Raw genomic sequence first — 19768 nt, forward strand, 5'->3', positions numbered from 1 at the left:
AATCGCAATAGCTGCTACTTCTTGTTACCTGTACTTCCCATCCAGTTATAACGTTTCTGGAATCGTTCCACCCGTCCTTCAGTGTCAATAATTTTCTGAGTTCCTGTATAAAACGGATGATTTCCAGACCAAACATCCACATGAAGTTCTGGCTGAGTCGAACCCACAGTCATTACAAACTCGCCATTACAATATACTTTAGCTTCTGGATACCATTGGGGGTGAATATCAGATTTAGGCATGATGATTACACTTTCAAAAACATTATCAACTAAGCGGGGTTAATCCCTATTATAATCCAATTGCGATCGCTTCCCAAAGGGTGAGGCCGAGGCAGTTTCACCCCAATCTTGAGAAGAAGGGAACAATTGGTGTTGCCTGTAGGCGAAAGCCAAAATGCGCCCCTACCTCTTGATGGGAACAGGGAAAAATTGATGAACTCTCCCCGACCCTTAACGTTTCGAGTATTGAGGAGCTTTTCTGGCTTTGCGTAAACCATATTTTTTCCGCTCCTTTGCCCTCGGATCGCGGGTAAGATACCCTTCACTTTTCAAAGGTTGACGATTATCTGGATCTAGCTCGCATAAAGCTCTCGCCACACCCAAACGAATCGAGTCGGCTTGTCCCGTTAATCCGCCCCCTGTAACATTCACCAGAATGTCATAGTCATTTTCCAGACCCAAGGTTTCCAGAGGCGCTTTAGCTGCTGACAGATATTGGGGATTGAACTGGAGATACAAATCCCCAGGTTTGCCATTAATTTTCATCTCCCCTTGGCCGGGAACCAAGCGTACGCGAGCAATGGACGACTTTCTACGTCCGGTTCCCCAATAAACAGCCCGATCGTTTTGATTCTCAGTAGCTTGCATTAGTTATCTCCTTCTGGTACCGTTTTCAATTCTAAGACTTGGGGGGTTTGCGCTTCATGGGGATGTTTTGGCCCCGCATAAACTTTTAACTTGGTAAACAGCTTGCGTCCTAGAGCATTTTTAGGCAACATTCCTTTCACTGCTTTTTCCAGAATACGCTCGGGAATTCGCCCTTGCAATTTGGCAAAGGTCTCAGTTTTCATTCCCCCCGGACGACCAGAATGGCGGCGATAGAGTTTTTGCTCCCGCTTTTTACCCGTCACCTGGATTTTTTCAGCGTTGATAATAACCACAAAATCCCCAACATCCATATGGGGAGTAAACGTGGGTTTATTTTTGCCTCGTAAGATATTGGCCACTTCTGTTGCTAAACGGCCAAGACGCTGGCCATCAGCATCAACCACATACCATTTACGGTCGAGAGTCTCTTGAGAAGGTAAGTAGGTTTTAGTCATAATGAATGGTTGGTTTTGATAGAGGGCGATTTGGTTTAACCCAATTTAAATTGGGGTTGGGTGTCAAACCAAACTTCTGGGGGAAAGGGAGGATCTGGGTAGCCAACTCGCAGTAAACATAAGCCTTGGGCTGGAGCTGCGTATTTCACCAAATCTCGCCGTTCCTCTTGCCACAGATAAGTAAATTCTGTGGGAGTCATTTCCGCGATACCGACTTTGACCAATAATCCCACTAGAAGCCGCATCATCCCATAGAGAAATCCATTGGCTTGGACTTCTATCACCAGAAATGGCTCTTGGGTGGTGCATTGGGCAGTTTGAATATCTACCCAGGAGTGCGTCCGACTCGATCCTGCCCGATGAAAGGCGGATAGGTGATGACGACCGAGTAAGGGGTCGAGGGCGGCTTGAATGCGGTTGGCATCCAGAGGTTGATAATAATAATGCCAAGTCAGGTTGCGCACAAATAGGTTGGGATTGGCATGGGTATAGAGGGTATATCGATACCGTCGCCAAAGGGCGGAAAACCGGGAGTGCCAAGTGGGGGCAACCTGAGCAGAACCCCGAATCAGGATATCTTCGGGTAAGCGACTATTGAGAATAGTTGCCCACCGTTCAGGGGGAATGGGCCCAGAGACATCGAAGTGGGCAACTTGAGCGGCTGCATGGACTCCGGTATCGGTTCGACCCGCAGCCACTACGGGAACTTGCTGGTTGGTTACTGAGGCGATCGCCGCCTCCAGTTCCTCTTGTACCGTCCGTTCGCCTTTTCCTTGCCGCTGCCAACCGTGGAAATGGGTTCCCAGGTACTGAATGACTAGAGCAATGCGTTGACGCTCATCGGTCAAGTTATCCGAGTCTTTGAGTTGCCAACGGGATTTCATTTTTACTCCCCTGTCTTTCCCCTCGCCTAGATTTAGGGTTCGACTTAGACTAATTCAATAATCGCCATTTCTGCATTGTCCCCTCGACGAGGAACGGTGGGCAGAATGCGAGTATATCCACCTTGGCGATCGGCATAGCGATCGGGCACTTGTTCAAACAGCGCATGAACCAATTGCTTTTTCTTCAGCATATGTTCTTTGCGGTCTGGGCTACCACTCAGGTATAGATAGCCCAAAACCTGGCGACGGGCAGCTAGAGTTCCACTTTTCGCCAGGGTAATCATTTTTTCCACTTCACTACGGACAGCTTTCGCCCGTGTTTTCGTGGTCTTAATCCGACCATGACGGATTAACTCAGTCGCTAAGGATCTCAGGAGAGCCTTACGCTGGTCAGCAGGTTTTCCCAACTTGGGGACACGACAACGATGACGCATAACACTTTTCCACGTTTCAAAGTTTAGACAAGATTTAACCCCTGGCCTCAGTTAGGATTTGGCCTTTTCATGGGGCAGAGTAATCCCTAACCGCTGTTGCAAGGCTTCAATCACTTCTTCAGCCGATTTAGCTCCAAAGTTCTTGATCTCGAGCAAATCTTCTTGGGTGTAATCTAGTAGATCTGATACATTATTGATCTGCGCTCGTTTGAGACAGTTGTAAGCTCTCACCGATAACTGTAATTCTTCAATCGGGATCTGACTGTTGGGATCATCAGTCAGTTCTGGCTCGTCCTTGAGTGGCTCAAAGGTAATATCTTTGAGAGGACTAAATAAATCGACCAATATGTTTGATGCTTGAGATAGGGCTTCTTGAGGAGTAATACTCCCATTAGTTGTAACATCAAGAATCAGTCGGTCTTGTTCTAAGGAACCCCCAACCCGCGCATCTTCCACCATATAATTGACTTTAGATACGGGCATAAAAATTGCATCAATCTGGAGAAAGTCCAAGGCAGTCGGATCTTGACGACTACGGTCTACCGATCGGTAGCCTGTACCCGTTTCAATCCGAAACTCCATTTCTAAGGTTGCATCCTCTGATAGGGTAGCTACCTTCTGAGTCCCATTAACTAATTCCACTTCTGACGGTAAATCAAAGTCGCTCGCTTGCACGGTTTTTGGTCCCGTAGCCACTAAACGGCCAATTTGGGGTTGATTCGAGTAGCTTTTAACAATGATTTCCTTCATGTTCAGTAAGATTTCGAGTACATCTTCCCGAACGCCTTTGATGGTTGCAAACTCATGGTTTACTTTCTCAATCCTTACCGAGGTCACTGCTGCTCCCACTAGGTTAGAAAGCAATACCCGTCTAAGGGCATTGCCTACTGTGGTTCCTTGACCTCTTTCTAGGGGTTCTAGAATAAATCGGCTATACTGACTTTGATCTTTTTCGGTATAACTTTCAACACATTCAACTTGAAACTGCCCCACAGAGCCACCTCCCTTCGCCTGGTTTCTAGGAGGGCGACACATGACCTTCCTAGCTGTTTTCTTTGATTGAATGGGGTGAGGTCGTCTCATCTGCATTTGTTGCAGAATAGGAACGATCCTTACACCCGCCGCCGTTTTGGAGGACGACACCCATTATGGGGAATGGGGGTTACATCTCGAATGAGGGTAATTTCCAATCCGGAACCTTGTAGGGCACGGATGGCCGTTTCTCGCCCCGACCCCGGGCCACTCACCATAACTTCGATTTGTCGCATTCCTTGGTCGATCGCCCGACGAGCAGCACTATCGGCGGCTGTCTGAGCCGCAAAGGGGGTGCCTTTTTTCGCTCCCTTAAATCCACTCGATCCGGCTGAAGCCCAAGAAATCACATCTCCGTTAGGAGCAGTAATGGAGACAATCGTGTTGTTGAACGTCGATTGAATGTGAGCTACACCATTAGGAATATTTCGCTTTTGCTTTTTAGGGCCTGTTTTCTTTGGTCGTGCCATAATTTATGTTGCACTCTATGTATCTTGATCTCAAAGGTCTTTAATGGACTAATCCCAATCCGGGCGATCGCATCCAACAGCAGGTTATTTCTTAGCGGCTGCTTTTTTCTTCCCAGCTACTGTGCGGCGGACTCCACGACGGGTACGGGCATTGGTGCGGGTTCGTTGTCCCCGTACGGGTAATCCCATACGATGCCGTCTGCCCCGATAGGTTCCAATGTCCATCAGACGCTTGATATTCATTGCCTCCCAACGTCTGAGATCCCCTTCGATTTGATATTGGCTTTCTACCGTACCTCTTAAGGCAACAATATCCGCATCGGTTAAATCTTTAACTCTTGTATCTGGATTTACTCCAGTATCCGCTAATATCTTTTGGGAACGGCTTAAGCCGATCCCATAGATGTAGGTTAGACCTATTTCTATGCGCTTATCTCGCGGTAGGTCTACACCAGCTATTCTGGCCACACTTTTTCTCCCTCGTCTTGAACAACTTAACTTAGGTCATCTCCCTAGGGGGAGAATCGATCCACTCTAAAACGTAATCCCAATTGATTCAGGTCTGGGGTTGAAGTTAACCTTGACGTTGCTTATGTTTTGGGTTAGAACAGATCACCATTACCCGACCTTTACGGCGGATAACTCGGCATTTCTCACACATTTTCCGGACGGATGCTCGGACTTTCATGCCCTATTTTTGAATGTCTACAAATATAACATCTTATCAGTTTTACTTCGGTTTTGTCAAATCAGACGAGGGAGATCTAAATTCCTCTATTTCTTACGCAATCGATAGGTGATTCTCCCTTTGGTTAAATCATAGGGAGTTAATTCAACTTTCACGCGATCGCCCGGCAGAATTTTGATATAGTTCCGACGGATTTTGCCCGAAATATGAGCTAATACATTAAACCCGTTATCCAAGTCCACCCGAAACATGGCATTAGGCAAGGATTCCGTAACTTGCCCTTCCATTTCAATTAAATCTTGTTTAGCCAATGTAATCTATCCTCAATTCAACAGGTTTTTAGTACAGGAATCTACGTCCCATGACTATGCCCCGAAAACTCTGTTTTCGGGGTCTTTACATATCTTATCAAATTTTTTTTTGTCAAACTCTATCTTGTTATCGGTTAACTAACCACTAATGTCCCGTTGTCAAAGCATGTTGTAAATCCTGAGTTACCTTCTCGACGGGCTGATTTCCCCGAATCCGCCTCAGTTTACCTCGAGCGCCATAGAAATCAATCAAAGGTTGAGTCTCCTCTTGATAAACATCTAAGCGATGGCGAATCGTCTCAGCTGTATCATCAGCCCGTCCTCTCAACAAAAGCCGCTCAATTAAAATTGCGTCTGGCACTTCTAAAAAAATGGCATAATCACAATCTCTATTTTTGGCATACAACATTTGCTGAAATGTCTCCGCCTGGGAACTGTTACGGGGAAAACCATCTAAAATCCACCCATTCTGGGCATCTTCTTGACTTAACCGCTCCTCCACTAAATCGAAGACTAACTGATCGGGAACTAAAGACCCTTGATCCATATAATACTTAGCTTTTAATCCCAAATCAGTCTTGTTCGCCACACTATTACGGAGAATTTCCCCAGTAGAAATATGGGGAATTTTCTCTCGTTTTGAGAGTTCTGCGGCTTGGGTTCCCTTCCCAGAACCTGGGGGGCCAATAAAAATCAACCTTGACATGACACTACTGTTTCACCATCCCTTCATAACGTTGAGAAATCACATAGGTTTGAATTTGCTTCGCGGTGTCAATCGCCACCCCAACTAAAATCAGTAGGGAGGTTGCGCCTAATCCTTGAAATGTTGGGACGCGGGTCAAGCCTTCAACCACTGTAGGCACAATAGCCACAATGCCTAAAAACACAGCTCCTAAGAACGTCAACCGATTCAGAACCCGTTCGATATACTCACTCGTTGCTTTTCCAGGACGAATGCCAGGGATACTCGAACCCATTTTTTTCAGGTTTTGAGCCACATCCACAGGATTCATAATCAAGGAAGCATAGAAATAGCTAAAAAACAGAATCATGGTCAAGTAGAACGGAATATATAACGCTCCTCCTGGACTCAGATATTGAACTACACTAACAATCGCTGAACTACCCGTTAACTCAGCCAAAGTCACCGGCAAAATCAAGACGGCGGAAGCAAAAATAATAGGCATCACTCCACCTTGATTTAATCGCAAGGGAAGATAGCTACTTGTTTCCAAATACAGTTTTCGACCCACTTGACGGCGAGCGGAGATAATGGGGATTCGGCGCGTTCCTTCCTGAACAAACACAATACCGACAATCATTACTAGAAAGACCATGACCAAAATCACGGTTCGTCCAACAATACTGCTATCTCCACTAGAGGCTAACTCAATGGTTTGGCCAATGGATCTGGGTAACGTAGAAACAATATTGACAAAAATCAATAACGACGCACCGTTGCCGATACCTCGTTCAGTAATCACTTCTCCAAACCACATGACTAACATGGAGCCAGCACTTAAGGCTAAAACGGTTTGGATCACAAAAGTTGGCCCTGGATTTAAGGCCACTCCAGGAGCGCTATTTAACCATAACCCAATCCCCACACTCTGAAGGATGCACCATCCTAGGGCAACATAGCGGGTAATTTGGGAGAGTTTACGCCGTCCGGCTTCTCCCTCATTTTTCTGTAAATCTTCCAATGAGGGCAGAGCAGCAGTGAGTAATTGGATAATGATGGAGGCATTAATAAAGGGAAGGATACCCAGGGCAAAAACACCCAGTTGAGAAATCCCACCACCGGAAAATAGGTCTAATAATCCAATAACTGGACTGCCTTCAATATTGCGGCTAAATTGTTGTCGGTCAATGCCAATGACGGGGATATAAACCCCTAATCTAGCCAAAATTAATAAGCCCAGAGTGACGAGCAACCGACCTCTAAGGCCGGCTGCTTGAGCCATCTGGATAAACGTTTCTTGAGCGCTTGGGGTTTTGTCTCGACTAACGGTCATTAAGGGATACCTCGATGACGACGGTAAATAGGTGGGTGAACATTGGCAATTTCCAACTGAATGGTCTTAGGCGATGAAGCTTTTTCCTTGCGCTTCTTGCCTTTTGCCTAGCGCATTTCGGATTTTCTCCGACAGGTTCATGTCGGCGACAGCCGAAACAGGCCCGCGAAGCGAAAAGCGCCTTATTCTAAAACCTGGCAACTCCCTCCAGCGCCTTCGAGTTTAGTGCGAGCATTAGCGGTAAATTGAGCTGCTTTCACTTGCAGAGCTACGCTAATTTCTCCATCTCCTAAGATTTTTAAGGGGCCGTCATTGGTGGTTACAATTCCTGCGTCCATCAATGAGTCTAAAGTCACTTCAGTATTAGCTGGGAGAGAAGCCAGTTGACGAATGTTAACCGTAGTGTACTGTTGTTTGTTAATAACTGTAAAGTGCTTCAGTTTGGGTACACGGCGATACAGGGGCATTTGTCCCCCTTCAAACCCAGGACGAGTTCCACGACCGGAACGAGACTTTTGTCCTCGCATTCCAAAGCCGCAACTGGCACCCTGACCTGCCGAGATTCCCCGACCGACGCGACGGCGGCGTTTACGGGAACCTTTTTGAGGTGCAACATCTTCTAATCTCATGGTATTTATCCTTGCGCTTACCGGTTTACTCTCTGGTTAGTCCCTTCTTGGGCGCTAGACATAAAGTTTTTCGATCTCAATGCCCCGTTCTTGGGCTACGTCCGCAAAGGTACGGAGGCTAGACAAGGCATCAACGGCTGCCCTTGCATTATTGAGGGGGTTATTGGAACCGAGTTGTTTGGCTAGAGCATTCTGAACTCCTGCCAGTTCTAGTACGGTACGTACTGAACCCCCAGCAATTACCCCAGTACCGGGAGCGGCTGGACGCATCATTACTCTAGCGCCGGTGGCTTCTCCAGTGGACGGATGGGGCAAGGAGTTCGATTTAGTTAGGGGTACGGTAATTAGGTGTTTTTTGGCATCAGCGACTCCTTTTTTCACCGCTCCGATGACATCGCTGGCTTTACCCACACCTACACCGACTTGCCCGCGCTCATTGCCGACAACAACGATCGCCCGGAAGCTTAATTTTTTACCCCCTTTGACCACCTTGGTCACCCGGCGGATTTGCACCACCCGCTCTTGCCATTCACTTTCTTTTTCTCGATTGCGGTTGGCTTTGCGAGATTTGCCTTTCTTTTCTTTTTCTTCCATGGTTTTTGTGGGTTTATGCTAAAAGTCTAATCCAGCTTCACGGGCCGCATCGGCTAAGGCTTTAACGCGGCCATGGTACAAATTTCCACCTCGGTCGAACACCACTTTGGAAACCCCTTTATTTATGGCTCGTTCGGCGATCGCCTTACCCACTTGGGCAGACGCTTCACAAGTCCTCCCCGCAGCGTTCAATGCAGATTTGATTTCTGATTCCATTGTGGAAGCTGCCGCCAGGGTATGATGTTGGGTATCATCAATGACCTGAGCATAGATATGCTGATTGGAGCGGAACACCGCTAACCGGGGACGCTCAGTTGTTCCGCTGACTGACTTGCGAATGCGATTGTGTCTACGCTGCCGAAATTCTTGTCTGGTTCGTTTCATGGTTATTTCTTACCTGCCTTACCCGCTTTACGTCTGACGATTTCGCCCTGATAGCGAATGCCTTTACCCTTATAGACTTCGGGAGGACGAACATCGCGAATTTTGGCGGCAGTATTGCCCACCACTTCTTTATCGATGCCGCTAATCACCACAAAAGTGCCTTGATTAACTGCTTTGCCGGTATTATCGACCACAGCAAAATTGATCCCGTCTGGAGGGTCAACATCTACGGGTTTGCTATATCCCACATTTAAGGTTAAGGCTTTGCCCTTGGCTTGGGCCCGATAGCCTACCCCTTGCAGTTCCAGGCGTTTTTCAAAGCCCTTGGATACCCCTTCCACCATATTAAAGACGAGGGTACGGCATAGACCATGAGCCGCCCGACATTTACGGGAGTCATTGCGCCGCTTCACAATTAAGGTATCGTTGTCTTGTTCAATCGTGACTTCTGAAGGCAAGATGCGCTCTAGCTGTCCTTTTGGCCCTTTGACAGAGACTTGTTGACCATTAAGGGTAACCGTTACTTTGTCAGGAATATTAATAGGACGTTTACCAATTCGAGACATAATCTTTTACTTGTTGTCCTTGTTCATGGGTCTAATCATTGATGCTTACTCTGGAGCAATCGTCAATTCAAAGCTACCAAACATAGCAAAGCACTTCACCACCAATACCTTGGCGACGGGCTTCACGGTCAGTCATAATGCCATGGGAGGTCGAAATAATGGCAATTCCAATCCCACCTAAAACGCGGGGGAGTTCCTTGCGATTTTTATAAACCCTCAGACCGGGACGACTGACCCGTTCGAGTTTGCTGATAATTGGGCTTCGGTTTTTGCCTTTATATTTGAGGGCAATCCGGAGCTGGGTTTTGACTCCTTCCCCCACATTCTCAAAATCGGAAATAAAGCCTTCATCTTTTAAGACTTGGGCAATACTCCGGGTGAGTTTAGTGGATGGAACTTGAGTGGTTTGATGCCGCGCTAAGTTCGCATTGCGAAGGCGCGTGAGCATATCCGCGATCGTGTCGTTTACGGCCATCGTTTACTCTCTCGATAAAACTCCTTTAGTTTTCCCGGAAAGGCATTCCCATTTCCCGCAGTAAGGCGCGTCCTTCTTCATCGGATTGAGCGGTTGTAGTAATAGCAACATCCATCCCTCGAATTTGGTCAATTTTGTCATATTCTATTTCGGGGAAAATGAGCTGCTCCCGCAGACCGAGATTATAGTTCCCGCGTCCATCGAAACTCTTGGGGCTAACGCCTCGAAAGTCCCGAATACGGGGCAGAGCCAAGTTCATTAATCGGTCTAGGAACGCATACATGCGATCGCTGCGTAGGGTGACCATGATACCAATGGGCATTCCTTTCCGAATTTTGAATCCGGCGATCGCCTTTTTCGCACGAGTCACTACCGGTTTTTGTCCAGTAATGATCGACAATTCCTTTTGGGAGGCTTCTAGAGATTTGGCATTTTGAGATGCTTCTCCAAGTCCTCGGTTAATGGTTACTTTTTCGATTTTGGGTACTTGATGAATATTCGTGTACCCAAATTGCTCCATCAGTTTGGGAACAATTTTTTCTTGATATCGGGTTTTAAGGGGTTGTACCATAGCGATTTCCTGCCAACTTAATCAATGATTTCCCCAGTTTTTTTGAGCATCCGTACCTTCTTTCCATCTTCATTGACGGTATAGGAAACACGAGAGGCTACTTTTTCTTTGCTGGAATAGAGCATTACATTCGAGCTATGGATGGGAGCTTCAAAGGTCTTGATTTGTCCCGATTCTCCTTCTTGTCTGGGTTTAACGTGCTTGGTTCTAATATTCACGTTTTGAACCACGACTTTACTGAGTTTGGGCAGCGCCTCAAGCACTTCTCCAACTTTTCCCTTATCCTTGCCCGCAATCACTTGCACGGTATCGCCTTTTTTGACATGCATTTTTGTCGCAAGTGATTTCTGTTTTACGGCTTTAGCCATTACAGAACCTCCGGTGCTAGGGATACGATTTTCGTGTAATTCTTATCTCGCAATTCACGAGCCACTGGGCCAAATACACGGGTTCCCCTAGGGTTGCCATCTTTGTTAATAATGACGGCAGCATTATCATCAAAGCGAATACTCATGCCACTGTCGCGGCGCAATCCTTTTTTGGTTCTCACAATTACAGCGCGAACCACATCGGATTTTTTGATCGCCATATTGGGGTTGGCATCTTTGACGACGGCAACAATTTCATCGCCAATACAACCATAGGTTCGGTTGCCACCGAGAACCCGAATACACATGATCTTACGAGCGCCACTGTTATCGGCTACATTGAGATAGGATTCTTGTTGAATCATAGGTTTATTCCTGGATCAAAAAGGGAATCAACGCTCTGCATAAACAGTCACTAACGAGATTCTAGGATCTCACTAACAGTCCAACGTTTGGTTCGACTCAGGGGACGAGACTCTTTAATTAAGACGCGATCGCCTTCTTTACATTGGTTGTCTTCGTCGTGGGCTTTGTAATGCTTAGTTTTGACCACGGTTTTACCGTATTTGGGGTGGGCGCTGCGGTTTTCAATCGCTACCACCACGGTCTTCTGCATTTTATTGCTAATTACGGTACCCACTCGTTCTTTGACAGGCATAGATTATGACTCCTCTGTGTCCTCTACAGGTGTCGTCGTGTCTTGCGATTGGGTTTGAGCCAACTGCCTCTGCCTTTCAACCATCAAGAGTTGCGACTGGCGGTGTTTGAGGTGTTTGAACTGATGAGGTTTGATTTCTCCCTGGCCGGTGGCTTGCTTGAGCCGTAACTGAAACAATTCACGTTTAATGGCTACAATCTGCTCGCCCAGTTCCTCATCGGTAAGGTTTCTCACCTCGTCAATCTTAGGTAATGGCATCTTCTCTAACCTTGGGAATCACGCACCAAAAATTTAGTCTTGATCGGAAATTTATGGGAAGCCAGACGCATGGCTTCACGGGCAATGTCTTCTGGCACACCTGCAATTTCATAAATAATCCGTCCGGGTTTGACTACGGCTACCCAATATTCTGGGTTTCCTTTCCCGGAACCCATCCGGGTTTCGGCTGGGCGCATGGTTACCGGTTTGTCGGGGAAAATGCGAATCCAAATTTTCCCACCCCGCTTGATATACCGAGTCATAGCTCGACGACCCGATTCAATTTGGCGGGAGGTAATCCAATGAGGTTCTAGGGCTTGAAGACCAAAGTCTCCAAAATTAATGACATTCCCACGGGAAGCCAACCCTTGCATTCGACCTCGGTGTTGTTTGCGAAATTTTGTTCTTCTTGGACTTAACATGACCAGAACTCAATTCAATAATGGGTCACCAATAACGATTAGTTCTCGTTGGATCGGTCTTCAAATTGGGGGCGACGGCGATTTCCTCGACGACGGTTGGGGCTTGGCCCAGGTGGGGGAGTTTCTTCTTGCCCAGGGATAATCTCTCCTTTAAAGACCCAAAGTTTAATGCCCAAGATCCCGTAAATGGTTTGAGCGGTGCGGTAAGCGTAGTCAATGTCAGCCCGGAGGGTATGCAGGGGGACTCGTCCTTCTCTGGTCCATTCTGTCCGAGCAATTTCTGCTCCATTCAGACGGCCACTAACTTGGATTTTGATCCCTTGAACCCCTGCCCGTTGGGCCCGTTGGATGGCTTGGCGCACAACCCGGCGGAAGGATACCCGACGTTCGAGTTGTTGGGCGATATATTCAGCCAGTAGACCGGCATCAGCATCGACACGGGTGACTTCGACGACGTTAATCCGAATTTGACGATTGCTATCGCCAATTTCTTTTTGCAGGTTAGTGCGTAGAGACTCAATACCTTGACCTCCTCGACCGACGACGACACCAGGACGGGCGGTATGGATTTCTAGGTCGATCTGATCGGCTTTGCGCTCAATGCGGACTTGGGAAATCCCAGCATTATTGAGTTGTTTTTCTACATATTTACGAATCTTAAAGTCTTCTTGTAAGATTCCTGGGTAATGTCTGGAATCCGCGAACCAGCGAGAACGGTGTTCTTGAGTGATTCCTAGCCGAAACCCAGTTGGGTGTATTTTTTGTCCCACAGAGTAATCCTCTCAATCAATCAACGGTTGAGCTAACTGCTAGCCGCTTCTGGGGCAACAGCTACTGTAATATGACAGGTGGGTTTACGAATTTGATAAGCCCGTCCTTGGGCCCGAGGGCGAAAGCGCTTGAGGGCTGGGCCAGCGTCAGCAAAGGCTTTGCTAATCACTAGGCTTCTAGGGTCGAGTCCCTGGTTATGTTCCGCATTCGCGACTGCCGATCGCAACACCTTTAAGATGGGTTGACAGGCACGGTAGGGCATGAATTCGAGTACGATCAGTGCATCCCGATAGGTTTTTCCCCGAATTTGGTCTAATACTCGACGGGCTTTATGGGGGGACATACGGATGTACCGTGCGATCGCACGAGTTTCTACAGAAGTATCGATTGCCATCGTTTTTCTTTCATCCTGAGTCAATAAGGGGGAAACCGATTATCCCTAGGGGGAATATTAATTATCGGCGAGCTTTTTTGTCGCTCTTTGCATGGCCTCGATAGGTTCGAGTGGGAGCAAATTCTCCTAATTTATGTCCGACCATCTGTTCTGTGATAAACACGGGAACATGCTGGCGGCCATTATGAACAGCAATGGTATGGCCAATCATCTGGGGCACAATGGTGGAGGGGCGAGACCAAGTTTTAATCACTTGTTTTTCGCCTCTATCATTGAGTTTTTCAATTTTGGTTAACAGATGGTCGGCAACAAAGGGGCCTTTTTTTAAGGAACGAGCCATAAGACTTTCAAGGTTATGTAATCAGGGGAGTCAATCAAAACATTAAAAACCAAAACTAAAAACAGTCATTTTTAATTTTTAATTTTTAATTTTTAATTGATTAGGCTTGACGACCTCCGCGACCGCGCTTGGAAGTCCGACGACGACGACGTACAATCAAGCGATCGCTAGATTTATGTTTCTTCCGTGTTTTTGCACCCAAGGCTGGTTTACCCCAAGGGGTTACAGGGCCACTGCGACCGACGGGGGCCCGTCCTTCACCACCACCATGGGGGTGATCTACGGGGTTCATGACGCTGCCTCGCACTTGAGGGCGACGACCTTTCCTCCGAGTCCGTCCAGCTTTTCCTAGGGTGATATTACGAGCTTCTACGTTGCCCACTTGGCCAATGGTCGCGTAGCATTCCTTGCGCACCATCCGCACTTCTGTAGAGGGTAAACGCAGGGTTACATAGTCCCCTTCTTTGGCGACGACTTGCGCCGTAGCTCCAGCCGCGCGCACAATTTGCCCACCCCGTCCGGAGACAAGTTCAATGTTATGAACGCTAGTTCCCAAAGGCATGTTACCCAAGGGCATACAGTTGCCGACTTCAATGGGAACGTTTTCACCGGAAATTACAGTTGTACCTACGGCTAATCCTCTAGGATGGAGGATGTACCGTTTTTCACCATCAGTGTAAAACAATAGGGCTAGGCGAGCGTTGCGGTTGGGATCGTACTCAATCGCCGCAACTTTGGCAGGAACGTTGAATTTATTCCGCCGGAAATCCACCAGACGATAGCGCCGTTTATGACCGCCCCCCCGATGGCGACAGGTAATAACTCCTCGGTTATTCCGGCCTTTGACCCGGTGATTTTTCTTAATCAGGGATTTCTCTGGCCGATCTTTAGTGATCTCCGCAAAATCAGAGACACTCTGCTGCCGGGTACTTGAGGTATAGGGTTTGTAGGATCGAATGCCCATAACAGTTCATCAATTACACTTCTGGGAACAAGATGATCTGGTCGCCAGGGGATAGGGTGACTACGGCTCGTTTGTATTGAGCTTTATATCCCGTGAAGCGACCTACACGCCGTTTTTTACGGGGGGCGCGATAGGTGTTTACCTTGGTAACTTTGACCTCAAATAGGCTTTCGATCGCCGCCTTAATTTCCGGCTTAGTGGCCTGGGGAAGGACTTCAAAGACATATTTGTTGTCTTCTAAGAGTCGAGTTCCTTTTTCGGTGACGATCGGGCGGCGGATCAGGTCAGGTAGGGCGCGATTGCCTGAAAGAGTAGAATTACTCACCATAGACCTCCTGAATTTTTTCGAGAGCGGAACCGGTGGCTATGATTTTGTCTGCATTGAGGATGTCGTAGACGTTGAGTTGCTCGGCAAGAATTAATCGCAGTCTGGGGACATTGCGAGCAGACAAATAGAGGTTTTCATGGCGTTCGGGGATGATAAGCAGCACTTTGTCGGTCTCTGCTGCTCCCCAACGGGCAATCGCCCCTAGGAGTTCTTTGGTTTTGGGCCGAGCCAGGTTGTCGCCAATTTCTTCGATCGCAATCAGGTCATCGGTTCTGCCCATTAAGGCTGTGGTTAAGGCCAAGCGCCGCTCTTTACGGTTCATCTTGGTTTCGTAACTTCTGGGCTTGGGCCCGAAGATCACCCCACCCCCTCGCCACAGGGGAGAACGGATAGAACCCGCACGAGCGCGACCGGTTCCTTTTTGCCGCCAAGGTTTGCGTCCGCCCCCTCTAACTTCGGCGCGGGTTTTGCTGCAAGCGGTTCCTTGGCGTGCATTATTGAGTTGACGCACGAGGGCACGGTGGACAATATGAGCGCTCGTCTCTTCTTTGGCGACCTTGAGTTCAAGGTTGGCTTCGCCCACCTCTGACCCTTGCCAGTCTTTCCTTACGCAACTAACCATAGTTTCGATTTTCCTTTTCTACTTGCTTTGATCCCTTAGATAGAGAGGGTTTCTTTCTGTGTGGATCAGCCGCCCACTTGATTGGTTGGAGCGATACTCAGGAGCGTTCCGGGTTTGCCTGGAACTGAACCTTTAATCAGCAGTAGGTTGCGATCGGTATCTACCCGCACGACTTGCAGTTTGCGAATCGTGATTTGGGCATTGCCTTTACGTCCTGCCATTTTTTTCCCTGGGTAAATTCGTCCAGGGGTGGTTCCTGCTCCGGTCGATCCCGGAAGGCGGTGGTTTTTTGAACCGTGGGACATCGGCCCCCGGCGGAAGTTATGGCGCTTTTGGTAACCGGCGAACCCGCGACCGATACTTTTACCAATGACATCAACCAGTTGACCTTCTGTGAAGAGGTCAGCTTTGAGTTCTTGACCGAGTTCATAGCTGCTGACGGTATCGCTGCGATATTCTCGCAGATGCCGCAGTCCAGTTTCCCCTGCCACAGCGCCCGATTTCTCTAAGTGCCCAACTTCTGGACGGTTGAGCCGCTTTTTCGGTACAGCATCATAGCCCAGTTGGATGGCACTATAGCCATCGGTTTCTGGAGTTTTGATTTGGGTTACGGTGCATGGTCCAGCTTGGACAACGGTGACCGGAATGGCGATTCCTTCTTCCATGTCAAAGATTTGGGTCATGCCGAGTTTGGTTCCGAGAATACCTACAGACACAGGTTGGGTAGTCTCCTTTTTGTTTACAGACAACAATCAAGCCACATCTTTATGGGATAGGCCGGATCTATAATTTTCCCTAAGTATTACTCAGACAAATACCGGTCTCACTTCAACAGCAAGACTCAGGCAGCTGGCTGAATTATTTAGATTCGTATTAAGGCTAATGCCCTTAATACTTTAGACAACCAAGTTTTGAATTACTGGTTACCCTTATCTATAGCACCTGGACTTAAGCACACTAAGGCTCAGTATCCTTATGGCGACTGGGGTCTCCGCTAGAGGGTCTCACGAAAAGTAAGCAACCTTATTTTTGGCGACAATATACCACTATAGAGCATCTGGCGGTGTTTGTCTATAGGGTGGGGATGATTTTTGGGGAGTGTGTGAGGAGGCGATCGCTATTTCTTCCATTCCGATTCTTCCATTGCGATCTGACAAACCAAGCTGTCCCAATTATTGCTAAATCTCTTATCCCTACAGTTAATAGAATAATGTTGGTGGCTCTAGAACGGCTATCGATTCCCAAATTTGTGGTGATGAGTTCCGCCTAAGCTGTTTCCAGGTTTTCCCATAGTTTATGGGCCCTCACGGTTATGGTGTATTTTTGGTATTGGATATCTTTTAATCCCATAGCATAAGTTGAGGAAATTGATTAACCCTGCAATTAATTCTGGCTGTTTCAATAAGGTTTGGTAGCTGTGGTATCAGACTTCTTCTAGCTGATCGAGATTCTCAAATAAGCAATTAGCAATTGGTTCATCTACCACTGGCAAGAATCTTGAGCGATCGCCAACTAACAGAAACTCAGAAATTTTGTTTTTTCCGAAATCCTTGCTCAGTGGGGATTTCAGATTATCCTCTGGCGAAATTGGCAGAAGAGGAGTATGGTGCAATACCATGGGCTAACAGCACTTGGCGTAAATTTGCCCCCGACTCACAGGTAATCTCTTGGCCAGCCACTTTAATCTTCACCATAATTTACATTTTCCTTCTGAACTCTTTCTCTACAATTAAGGACGAAATCGATCGCCTGACGCAAGCGGGTTTAATTGCATGACTACCTTATCCAACCTTCAACCCATCTGGATCTACGACACGACACTCCGAGATGGCGCTCAACGAGAAGGACTTTCTCTGTCCCTAGACGATAAACTACGAATCGTCCGCCGTCTCGATCAACTAGGGGTTCCCTTTATTGAAGGGGGTTGGCCCGGTGCCAACCCCAAAGATGTACAATTTTTCTGGCATCTGAAAGAACAACCCCTCACGCAAGCAGCCTTAGTTGCCTTCTGTTCTACCCGTCGTCCTCATACCCAAGCGGCTGACGATCCCATGATCCAAGCCATTCTCAGTGCTGGAACCCAATGGATCTGCTTTTTTGGTAAATCTTGGGATCTGCATGTCACGGAAGGATTACATACGACCTTAGAAGAAAATTTAGCCATGATTGCAGATACGGCCGAATATTTCTGCACTCAAGGTCGTCGCATCATGTACGATGCGGAACATTGGTTTGATGGCTACAAGCAAAATCCTGAATATGCTCTCTCTACCCTAGACCAAGCGGTACAAGCCGGCGCAGAATGGGTGGTACTGTGCGATACGAATGGCGGAACCCTACCCTATGAAATCACTGCTATTGTGCGAGATGTAAAAGCCCATTTTCAGCAGCACAGTTATACGGTGAAACTAGGGATTCACCCCCATAATGACTCGGATACGGCAGTTGCTAATGCGATCGCCGCTGTGCAAGAGGGAGCGCACATGGTACAAGGAACCATCAATGGCTATGGCGAACGCTGCGGCAATGCCAACCTCTGCTCTGTCATCCCCAATTTGCAACTCAAACTCGGTTATTCCTGTTTAGCCGAAGACCAATTAGCCAACCTGACCGAAACCAGCAGATTTGTCAGTGAAGTCGTCAATTTAGCCCCCAATCATCATGCCCCCTTTGTCGGACGTTCTGCCTTTGCCCATAAAGGCGGCATTCATGTTTCTGCGGTCGCGCGAAATCCCCTCACCTACGAACATTTACAACCGGAAAAAATCGGCAATCAACGGCGGATTGTGGTCTCCGATCAAGCCGGATTAAGTAACATTTTAGCGAAAGCCCGCTCTTTTGGCATCGAGTTAGATAAACACAATCCTGCTTGTCGGCAAATTTTAGAACGGCTGAAGGATCTGGAAAATCAAGGCTATCAATTTGAAGGGGCAGAAGCCAGCTTTGAACTCTTAATGCGATCGGCTTTAGGACAAGCTCAATCCTGGTTTGAAATCAAAGGATTTAATGTCCATTGTGACATGGGATCGCCCACCGTAGATCCGACCATGACCAGTAATGGTTTAGCCACCATAAAAGTGAGAGTAAATGAGCGCAATTTTCTTGAAGTTGCCGAAGGAAATGGCCCCGTGGCTGCACTCGATGCAGCACTCAGAAAAGCCTTGGTGAAATTTTACCCAGAAATTGGGGGTTTCTATTTAACCGACTATAAAGTCCGAATTCTCGATGGAACAGCCGGAACTTCAGCTAAAACCAGGGTATTAGTGGAATCGAGTGATGGCTTAAATCGATGGACAACCGTAGGCGTATCCACAAATATTTTAGATGCGTCCTATCAAGCCGTTGTTGAAGGTCTAGAATATGGCTTACTCTTAGTTCATCAAGCCCAGGAAAAAGACTATCCTCAATCTATTGATATGGCTTCTTTAGGCTAGGGCTTGCTGAAAACGGGATCTATGGAGGTTAGGGAACTGGGAAGACACTCGAGTAAGGTGCGTTAGTGCAGCGTAACGCACCACTGATATAAATTAGGAGGAAAGGCTGCTTAAATATAACCCTTTTCTATCACTCTGGGAAAAGTAAAATCCAAACCCAATCCTAAAACTTAGTCAGGGTATTATGTTGAGCGAGAGTCCTGCGGACAGGCTTCGCCAACGCAAGCTAACCGAAACTCAGAAATTTCGTGTTTTCCCGAAAGCCTTTGCCAGTAAGGGGTTCAGATTATTCTCTGGCGAACGTGAAAGAAGAGGGATAACCATTGCTGCTAGTTCTGTATCGGTTTCTCTTCCCTTTCCTGTTTCATAGATCCACTGTAAATTTAAGTGTTTTTGTAACAGATTCTTTCTTTCGGAGAAAGAGGATTTTTTTCTGGGCTATCCTCGAGTAAATCTTGACTGATTACCGTCAAAATAACTTGATCTTCTTCAGTAAATTTAATTGCATTTCCTAACCAATTCAAGAGAACTTGACGCAACCGTTTTTCCTCGGCTAAAATAGTATTAGTGAAATGTTCTCCAGCCTGGAAACTCAAGCTGACTCCTTTTGTTTGCGCTCGGACTCGTCCAATTTCTGACACTCCCGACAAAAAAGAAGGAAAATAGAAGCTTTTCAAATAAAGTAGCCAAAATAATTTGGTTATACCCCTCTTCTGTCACTCTCCGAAAAGCTTTAGCTTTTCGGAATCGTAGAGTGTAGACAAGGCAGGCGATCGCGCCATTTTTTCTGCATATCAATTCCCAAGAGTATGCATATGGGCAAAAATGA

The 19768-nt window shown here is 47.2% G+C and carries 33 protein-coding genes; 1 reads left to right on the forward strand and 32 read right to left on the reverse strand.

Annotated features, from left to right (window positions below; translation table 11 throughout):
- Positions 1-14: 14 nt before the first annotated feature.
- The 31 genes from rpmE to J7545_RS04340 form a co-directional block, all read right to left on the reverse strand.
- The gene (gene rpmE, locus J7545_RS04190; RefSeq protein ID WP_271938991.1) at positions 15-242 is read right to left on the reverse strand and encodes a 50S ribosomal protein L31; all 228 of its coding nucleotides are present in this window, start codon (positions 240-242) and stop codon (positions 15-17) included.
- Between the two features lie 210 nt (positions 243-452).
- On the reverse strand, positions 453-869 hold the full coding sequence (gene rpsI, locus J7545_RS04195) for a 30S ribosomal protein S9 (RefSeq protein WP_318700790.1): 417 nt from the start codon (positions 867-869) through the stop codon (positions 453-455).
- Positions 869-1324, reverse strand: coding sequence for a 50S ribosomal protein L13 (rplM, locus tag J7545_RS04200; RefSeq protein ID WP_318700789.1), 456 nt, complete (start codon positions 1322-1324; stop codon positions 869-871). The genes rpsI and rplM overlap by 1 nt, the downstream gene beginning before the upstream one ends.
- A gap of 35 nt (positions 1325-1359) precedes the next feature.
- On the reverse strand, positions 1360-2208 hold the full coding sequence (gene truA, locus J7545_RS04205) for a tRNA pseudouridine(38-40) synthase TruA (protein WP_318700788.1): 849 nt from the start codon (positions 2206-2208) through the stop codon (positions 1360-1362).
- Between the two features lie 44 nt (positions 2209-2252).
- Complete coding sequence (rplQ, locus tag J7545_RS04210; protein WP_318700787.1) at positions 2253-2642, reverse strand: 50S ribosomal protein L17; 390 nt, start codon at positions 2640-2642, stop codon at positions 2253-2255.
- Positions 2643-2693: 51 nt separating this feature from the next.
- Complete coding sequence (locus J7545_RS04215; protein ID WP_318700786.1) at positions 2694-3635, reverse strand: DNA-directed RNA polymerase subunit alpha; 942 nt, start codon at positions 3633-3635, stop codon at positions 2694-2696.
- 119 nt (positions 3636-3754) lie between these two features.
- Positions 3755-4144, reverse strand: coding sequence for a 30S ribosomal protein S11 (gene rpsK / locus J7545_RS04220; protein ID WP_271938977.1), 390 nt, complete (start codon positions 4142-4144; stop codon positions 3755-3757).
- An 84-nt stretch (positions 4145-4228) separates the two neighbouring features.
- Entirely contained in the window at positions 4229-4612 is a 384-nt protein-coding gene (rpsM, locus tag J7545_RS04225) for a 30S ribosomal protein S13 (RefSeq protein WP_271938974.1), read from the reverse strand.
- Positions 4613-4718: 106 nt separating this feature from the next.
- Positions 4719-4832 carry a 50S ribosomal protein L36 gene (gene rpmJ / locus J7545_RS04230; protein WP_271938971.1) on the reverse strand — a complete coding sequence of 38 codons (114 nt, stop codon included), beginning with the start codon at positions 4830-4832 and terminating at the stop codon, positions 4719-4721.
- Positions 4833-4918: 86 nt separating this feature from the next.
- Positions 4919-5143, reverse strand: a complete 225-nt coding sequence (gene infA / locus J7545_RS04235; protein WP_271938968.1) for a translation initiation factor IF-1 — start codon at positions 5141-5143, stop codon at positions 4919-4921.
- Positions 5144-5288: 145 nt separating this feature from the next.
- Positions 5289-5849 (reverse strand): adenylate kinase, encoded by a 561-nt coding sequence (locus tag J7545_RS04240; RefSeq protein WP_271938965.1) that lies wholly within the window; start codon positions 5847-5849, stop codon positions 5289-5291.
- 4 nt (positions 5850-5853) lie between these two features.
- Positions 5854-7161, reverse strand: coding sequence for a preprotein translocase subunit SecY (gene secY / locus J7545_RS04245; protein WP_318700785.1), 1308 nt, complete (start codon positions 7159-7161; stop codon positions 5854-5856).
- Positions 7162-7343: 182 nt separating this feature from the next.
- Positions 7344-7790, reverse strand: a complete 447-nt coding sequence (rplO, locus tag J7545_RS04250; RefSeq protein ID WP_271938961.1) for a 50S ribosomal protein L15 — start codon at positions 7788-7790, stop codon at positions 7344-7346.
- A 54-nt stretch (positions 7791-7844) separates the two neighbouring features.
- On the reverse strand, positions 7845-8384 hold the full coding sequence (gene rpsE / locus J7545_RS04255) for a 30S ribosomal protein S5 (RefSeq protein ID WP_271938959.1): 540 nt from the start codon (positions 8382-8384) through the stop codon (positions 7845-7847).
- 18 nt (positions 8385-8402) lie between these two features.
- Positions 8403-8768 (reverse strand): 50S ribosomal protein L18, encoded by a 366-nt coding sequence (gene rplR, locus J7545_RS04260; protein WP_271938956.1) that lies wholly within the window; start codon positions 8766-8768, stop codon positions 8403-8405.
- Positions 8769-8770: 2 nt separating this feature from the next.
- Positions 8771-9334, reverse strand: coding sequence for a 50S ribosomal protein L6 (rplF, locus tag J7545_RS04265; protein WP_318700784.1), 564 nt, complete (start codon positions 9332-9334; stop codon positions 8771-8773).
- Between the two features lie 73 nt (positions 9335-9407).
- A complete protein-coding gene (gene rpsH / locus J7545_RS04270) occupies positions 9408-9809 on the reverse strand; it encodes a 30S ribosomal protein S8 (RefSeq protein WP_271938952.1) in 402 nt (133 codons plus the stop codon).
- Between the two features lie 25 nt (positions 9810-9834).
- A complete protein-coding gene (gene rplE, locus J7545_RS04275) occupies positions 9835-10380 on the reverse strand; it encodes a 50S ribosomal protein L5 (RefSeq protein ID WP_318700783.1) in 546 nt (181 codons plus the stop codon).
- 17 nt (positions 10381-10397) lie between these two features.
- Positions 10398-10748 (reverse strand): 50S ribosomal protein L24, encoded by a 351-nt coding sequence (gene rplX / locus J7545_RS04280; protein ID WP_413038700.1) that lies wholly within the window; start codon positions 10746-10748, stop codon positions 10398-10400.
- Entirely contained in the window at positions 10748-11113 is a 366-nt protein-coding gene (rplN, locus tag J7545_RS04285; protein ID WP_283755979.1) for a 50S ribosomal protein L14, read from the reverse strand. Before rplN ends, rplX begins: the two co-directional genes overlap by 1 nt.
- 50 nt (positions 11114-11163) lie before the next feature.
- Positions 11164-11406 (reverse strand): 30S ribosomal protein S17, encoded by a 243-nt coding sequence (gene rpsQ, locus J7545_RS04290; protein WP_271938945.1) that lies wholly within the window; start codon positions 11404-11406, stop codon positions 11164-11166.
- A gap of 3 nt (positions 11407-11409) precedes the next feature.
- Positions 11410-11664 carry a 50S ribosomal protein L29 gene (rpmC, locus tag J7545_RS04295; protein WP_271938944.1) on the reverse strand — a complete coding sequence of 85 codons (255 nt, stop codon included), beginning with the start codon at positions 11662-11664 and terminating at the stop codon, positions 11410-11412.
- Positions 11665-11669: 5 nt separating this feature from the next.
- Entirely contained in the window at positions 11670-12086 is a 417-nt protein-coding gene (gene rplP, locus J7545_RS04300) for a 50S ribosomal protein L16 (RefSeq protein ID WP_271938943.1), read from the reverse strand.
- Between the two features lie 38 nt (positions 12087-12124).
- Entirely contained in the window at positions 12125-12856 is a 732-nt protein-coding gene (gene rpsC, locus J7545_RS04305; protein ID WP_318700782.1) for a 30S ribosomal protein S3, read from the reverse strand.
- A gap of 32 nt (positions 12857-12888) precedes the next feature.
- Positions 12889-13251, reverse strand: a complete 363-nt coding sequence (gene rplV, locus J7545_RS04310; protein WP_318700781.1) for a 50S ribosomal protein L22 — start codon at positions 13249-13251, stop codon at positions 12889-12891.
- 61 nt (positions 13252-13312) lie between these two features.
- Entirely contained in the window at positions 13313-13591 is a 279-nt protein-coding gene (gene rpsS, locus J7545_RS04315; protein WP_271938938.1) for a 30S ribosomal protein S19, read from the reverse strand.
- 100 nt (positions 13592-13691) lie between these two features.
- Positions 13692-14555, reverse strand: a complete 864-nt coding sequence (rplB, locus tag J7545_RS04320) for a 50S ribosomal protein L2 (RefSeq protein ID WP_318700780.1) — start codon at positions 14553-14555, stop codon at positions 13692-13694.
- 13 nt (positions 14556-14568) lie between these two features.
- Positions 14569-14883, reverse strand: coding sequence for a 50S ribosomal protein L23 (locus tag J7545_RS04325; protein WP_318700779.1), 315 nt, complete (start codon positions 14881-14883; stop codon positions 14569-14571).
- Positions 14873-15505 (reverse strand): 50S ribosomal protein L4, encoded by a 633-nt coding sequence (gene rplD, locus J7545_RS04330; RefSeq protein ID WP_318700778.1) that lies wholly within the window; start codon positions 15503-15505, stop codon positions 14873-14875. Before rplD ends, J7545_RS04325 begins: the two co-directional genes overlap by 11 nt.
- Before the next feature lie 65 nt (positions 15506-15570).
- Positions 15571-16221: a 50S ribosomal protein L3 gene (gene rplC / locus J7545_RS04335; protein ID WP_318700777.1), complete on the reverse strand. Its 651-nt coding sequence runs from the start codon at positions 16219-16221 to the stop codon at positions 15571-15573.
- Positions 16222-17076: 855 nt separating this feature from the next.
- Positions 17077-17199 carry a hypothetical protein gene (locus tag J7545_RS04340; RefSeq protein WP_318700775.1) on the reverse strand — a complete coding sequence of 41 codons (123 nt, stop codon included), beginning with the start codon at positions 17197-17199 and terminating at the stop codon, positions 17077-17079.
- Between the two features lie 78 nt (positions 17200-17277).
- On the opposite strand from J7545_RS04340, the gene cimA reads away from it, so the two are divergent.
- A complete protein-coding gene (cimA, locus tag J7545_RS04345) occupies positions 17278-18939 on the forward strand; it encodes a citramalate synthase (protein WP_318700773.1) in 1662 nt (553 codons plus the stop codon).
- A 383-nt stretch (positions 18940-19322) separates the two neighbouring features.
- Here cimA and J7545_RS04350 read toward each other — a convergent pair whose 3' ends face one another.
- Positions 19323-19580, reverse strand: coding sequence for a hypothetical protein (locus tag J7545_RS04350; RefSeq protein WP_318700772.1), 258 nt, complete (start codon positions 19578-19580; stop codon positions 19323-19325).
- Between the last annotated feature and the right edge of the window lie 188 nt (positions 19581-19768).

It is taken from the genome of Roseofilum sp. SBFL, from assembly GCF_017746885.1.
GTDB lineage: Bacteria > Cyanobacteriota > Cyanobacteriia > Cyanobacteriales > Desertifilaceae > Roseofilum.

Bases quoted from the DNA above. Each gene is read 5' to 3' on its own strand.
- rpmE (WP_271938991.1), bottom strand. From the start codon at position 242: ATGCCTAAATCTGATATTCACCCCCAATGGTATCCAGAAGCTAAAGTA.
- rpsI (WP_318700790.1), bottom strand. From the start codon at position 869: ATGCAAGCTACTGAGAATCAAAACGATCGGGCTGTTTATTGGGGAACC.
- rplM (WP_318700789.1), bottom strand. From the start codon at position 1,324: ATGACTAAAACCTACTTACCTTCTCAAGAGACTCTCGACCGTAAATGG.
- truA (WP_318700788.1), bottom strand. From the start codon at position 2,208: ATGAAATCCCGTTGGCAACTCAAAGACTCGGATAACTTGACCGATGAG.
- rplQ (WP_318700787.1), bottom strand. From the start codon at position 2,642: ATGCGTCATCGTTGTCGTGTCCCCAAGTTGGGAAAACCTGCTGACCAG.
- rpsK (WP_271938977.1), bottom strand. From the start codon at position 4,144: ATGGCACGACCAAAGAAAACAGGCCCTAAAAAGCAAAAGCGAAATATT.
- rpmJ (WP_271938971.1), bottom strand. From the start codon at position 4,832: ATGAAAGTCCGAGCATCCGTCCGGAAAATGTGTGAGAAATGCCGAGTT.
- J7545_RS04240 (WP_271938965.1), bottom strand. From the start codon at position 5,849: ATGTCAAGGTTGATTTTTATTGGCCCCCCAGGTTCTGGGAAGGGAACC.
- secY (WP_318700785.1), bottom strand. From the start codon at position 7,161: ATGACCGTTAGTCGAGACAAAACCCCAAGCGCTCAAGAAACGTTTATC.
- rplO (WP_271938961.1), bottom strand. From the start codon at position 7,790: ATGAGATTAGAAGATGTTGCACCTCAAAAAGGTTCCCGTAAACGCCGC.
- rpsE (WP_271938959.1), bottom strand. From the start codon at position 8,384: ATGGAAGAAAAAGAAAAGAAAGGCAAATCTCGCAAAGCCAACCGCAAT.
- rplR (WP_271938956.1), bottom strand. From the start codon at position 8,768: ATGAAACGAACCAGACAAGAATTTCGGCAGCGTAGACACAATCGCATT.
- rplF (WP_318700784.1), bottom strand. From the start codon at position 9,334: ATGTCTCGAATTGGTAAACGTCCTATTAATATTCCTGACAAAGTAACG.
- rpsH (WP_271938952.1), bottom strand. From the start codon at position 9,809: ATGGCCGTAAACGACACGATCGCGGATATGCTCACGCGCCTTCGCAAT.
- rplE (WP_318700783.1), bottom strand. From the start codon at position 10,380: ATGGTACAACCCCTTAAAACCCGATATCAAGAAAAAATTGTTCCCAAA.
- rplX (WP_413038700.1), bottom strand. From the start codon at position 10,748: ATGGCTAAAGCCGTAAAACAGAAATCACTTGCGACAAAAATGCATGTC.
- rplN (WP_283755979.1), bottom strand. From the start codon at position 11,113: ATGATTCAACAAGAATCCTATCTCAATGTAGCCGATAACAGTGGCGCT.
- rpsQ (WP_271938945.1), bottom strand. From the start codon at position 11,406: ATGCCTGTCAAAGAACGAGTGGGTACCGTAATTAGCAATAAAATGCAG.
- rpmC (WP_271938944.1), bottom strand. From the start codon at position 11,664: ATGCCATTACCTAAGATTGACGAGGTGAGAAACCTTACCGATGAGGAA.
- rplP (WP_271938943.1), bottom strand. From the start codon at position 12,086: ATGTTAAGTCCAAGAAGAACAAAATTTCGCAAACAACACCGAGGTCGA.
- rplV (WP_318700781.1), bottom strand. From the start codon at position 13,251: ATGGCAATCGATACTTCTGTAGAAACTCGTGCGATCGCACGGTACATC.
- rpsS (WP_271938938.1), bottom strand. From the start codon at position 13,591: ATGGCTCGTTCCTTAAAAAAAGGCCCCTTTGTTGCCGACCATCTGTTA.
- rplB (WP_318700780.1), bottom strand. From the start codon at position 14,555: ATGGGCATTCGATCCTACAAACCCTATACCTCAAGTACCCGGCAGCAG.
- J7545_RS04325 (WP_318700779.1), bottom strand. From the start codon at position 14,883: ATGGTGAGTAATTCTACTCTTTCAGGCAATCGCGCCCTACCTGACCTG.
- rplD (WP_318700778.1), bottom strand. From the start codon at position 15,505: ATGGTTAGTTGCGTAAGGAAAGACTGGCAAGGGTCAGAGGTGGGCGAA.
- J7545_RS04340 (WP_318700775.1), bottom strand. From the start codon at position 17,199: ATGGTGAAGATTAAAGTGGCTGGCCAAGAGATTACCTGTGAGTCGGGG.
- cimA (WP_318700773.1), top strand. From the start codon at position 17,278: ATGACTACCTTATCCAACCTTCAACCCATCTGGATCTACGACACGACA.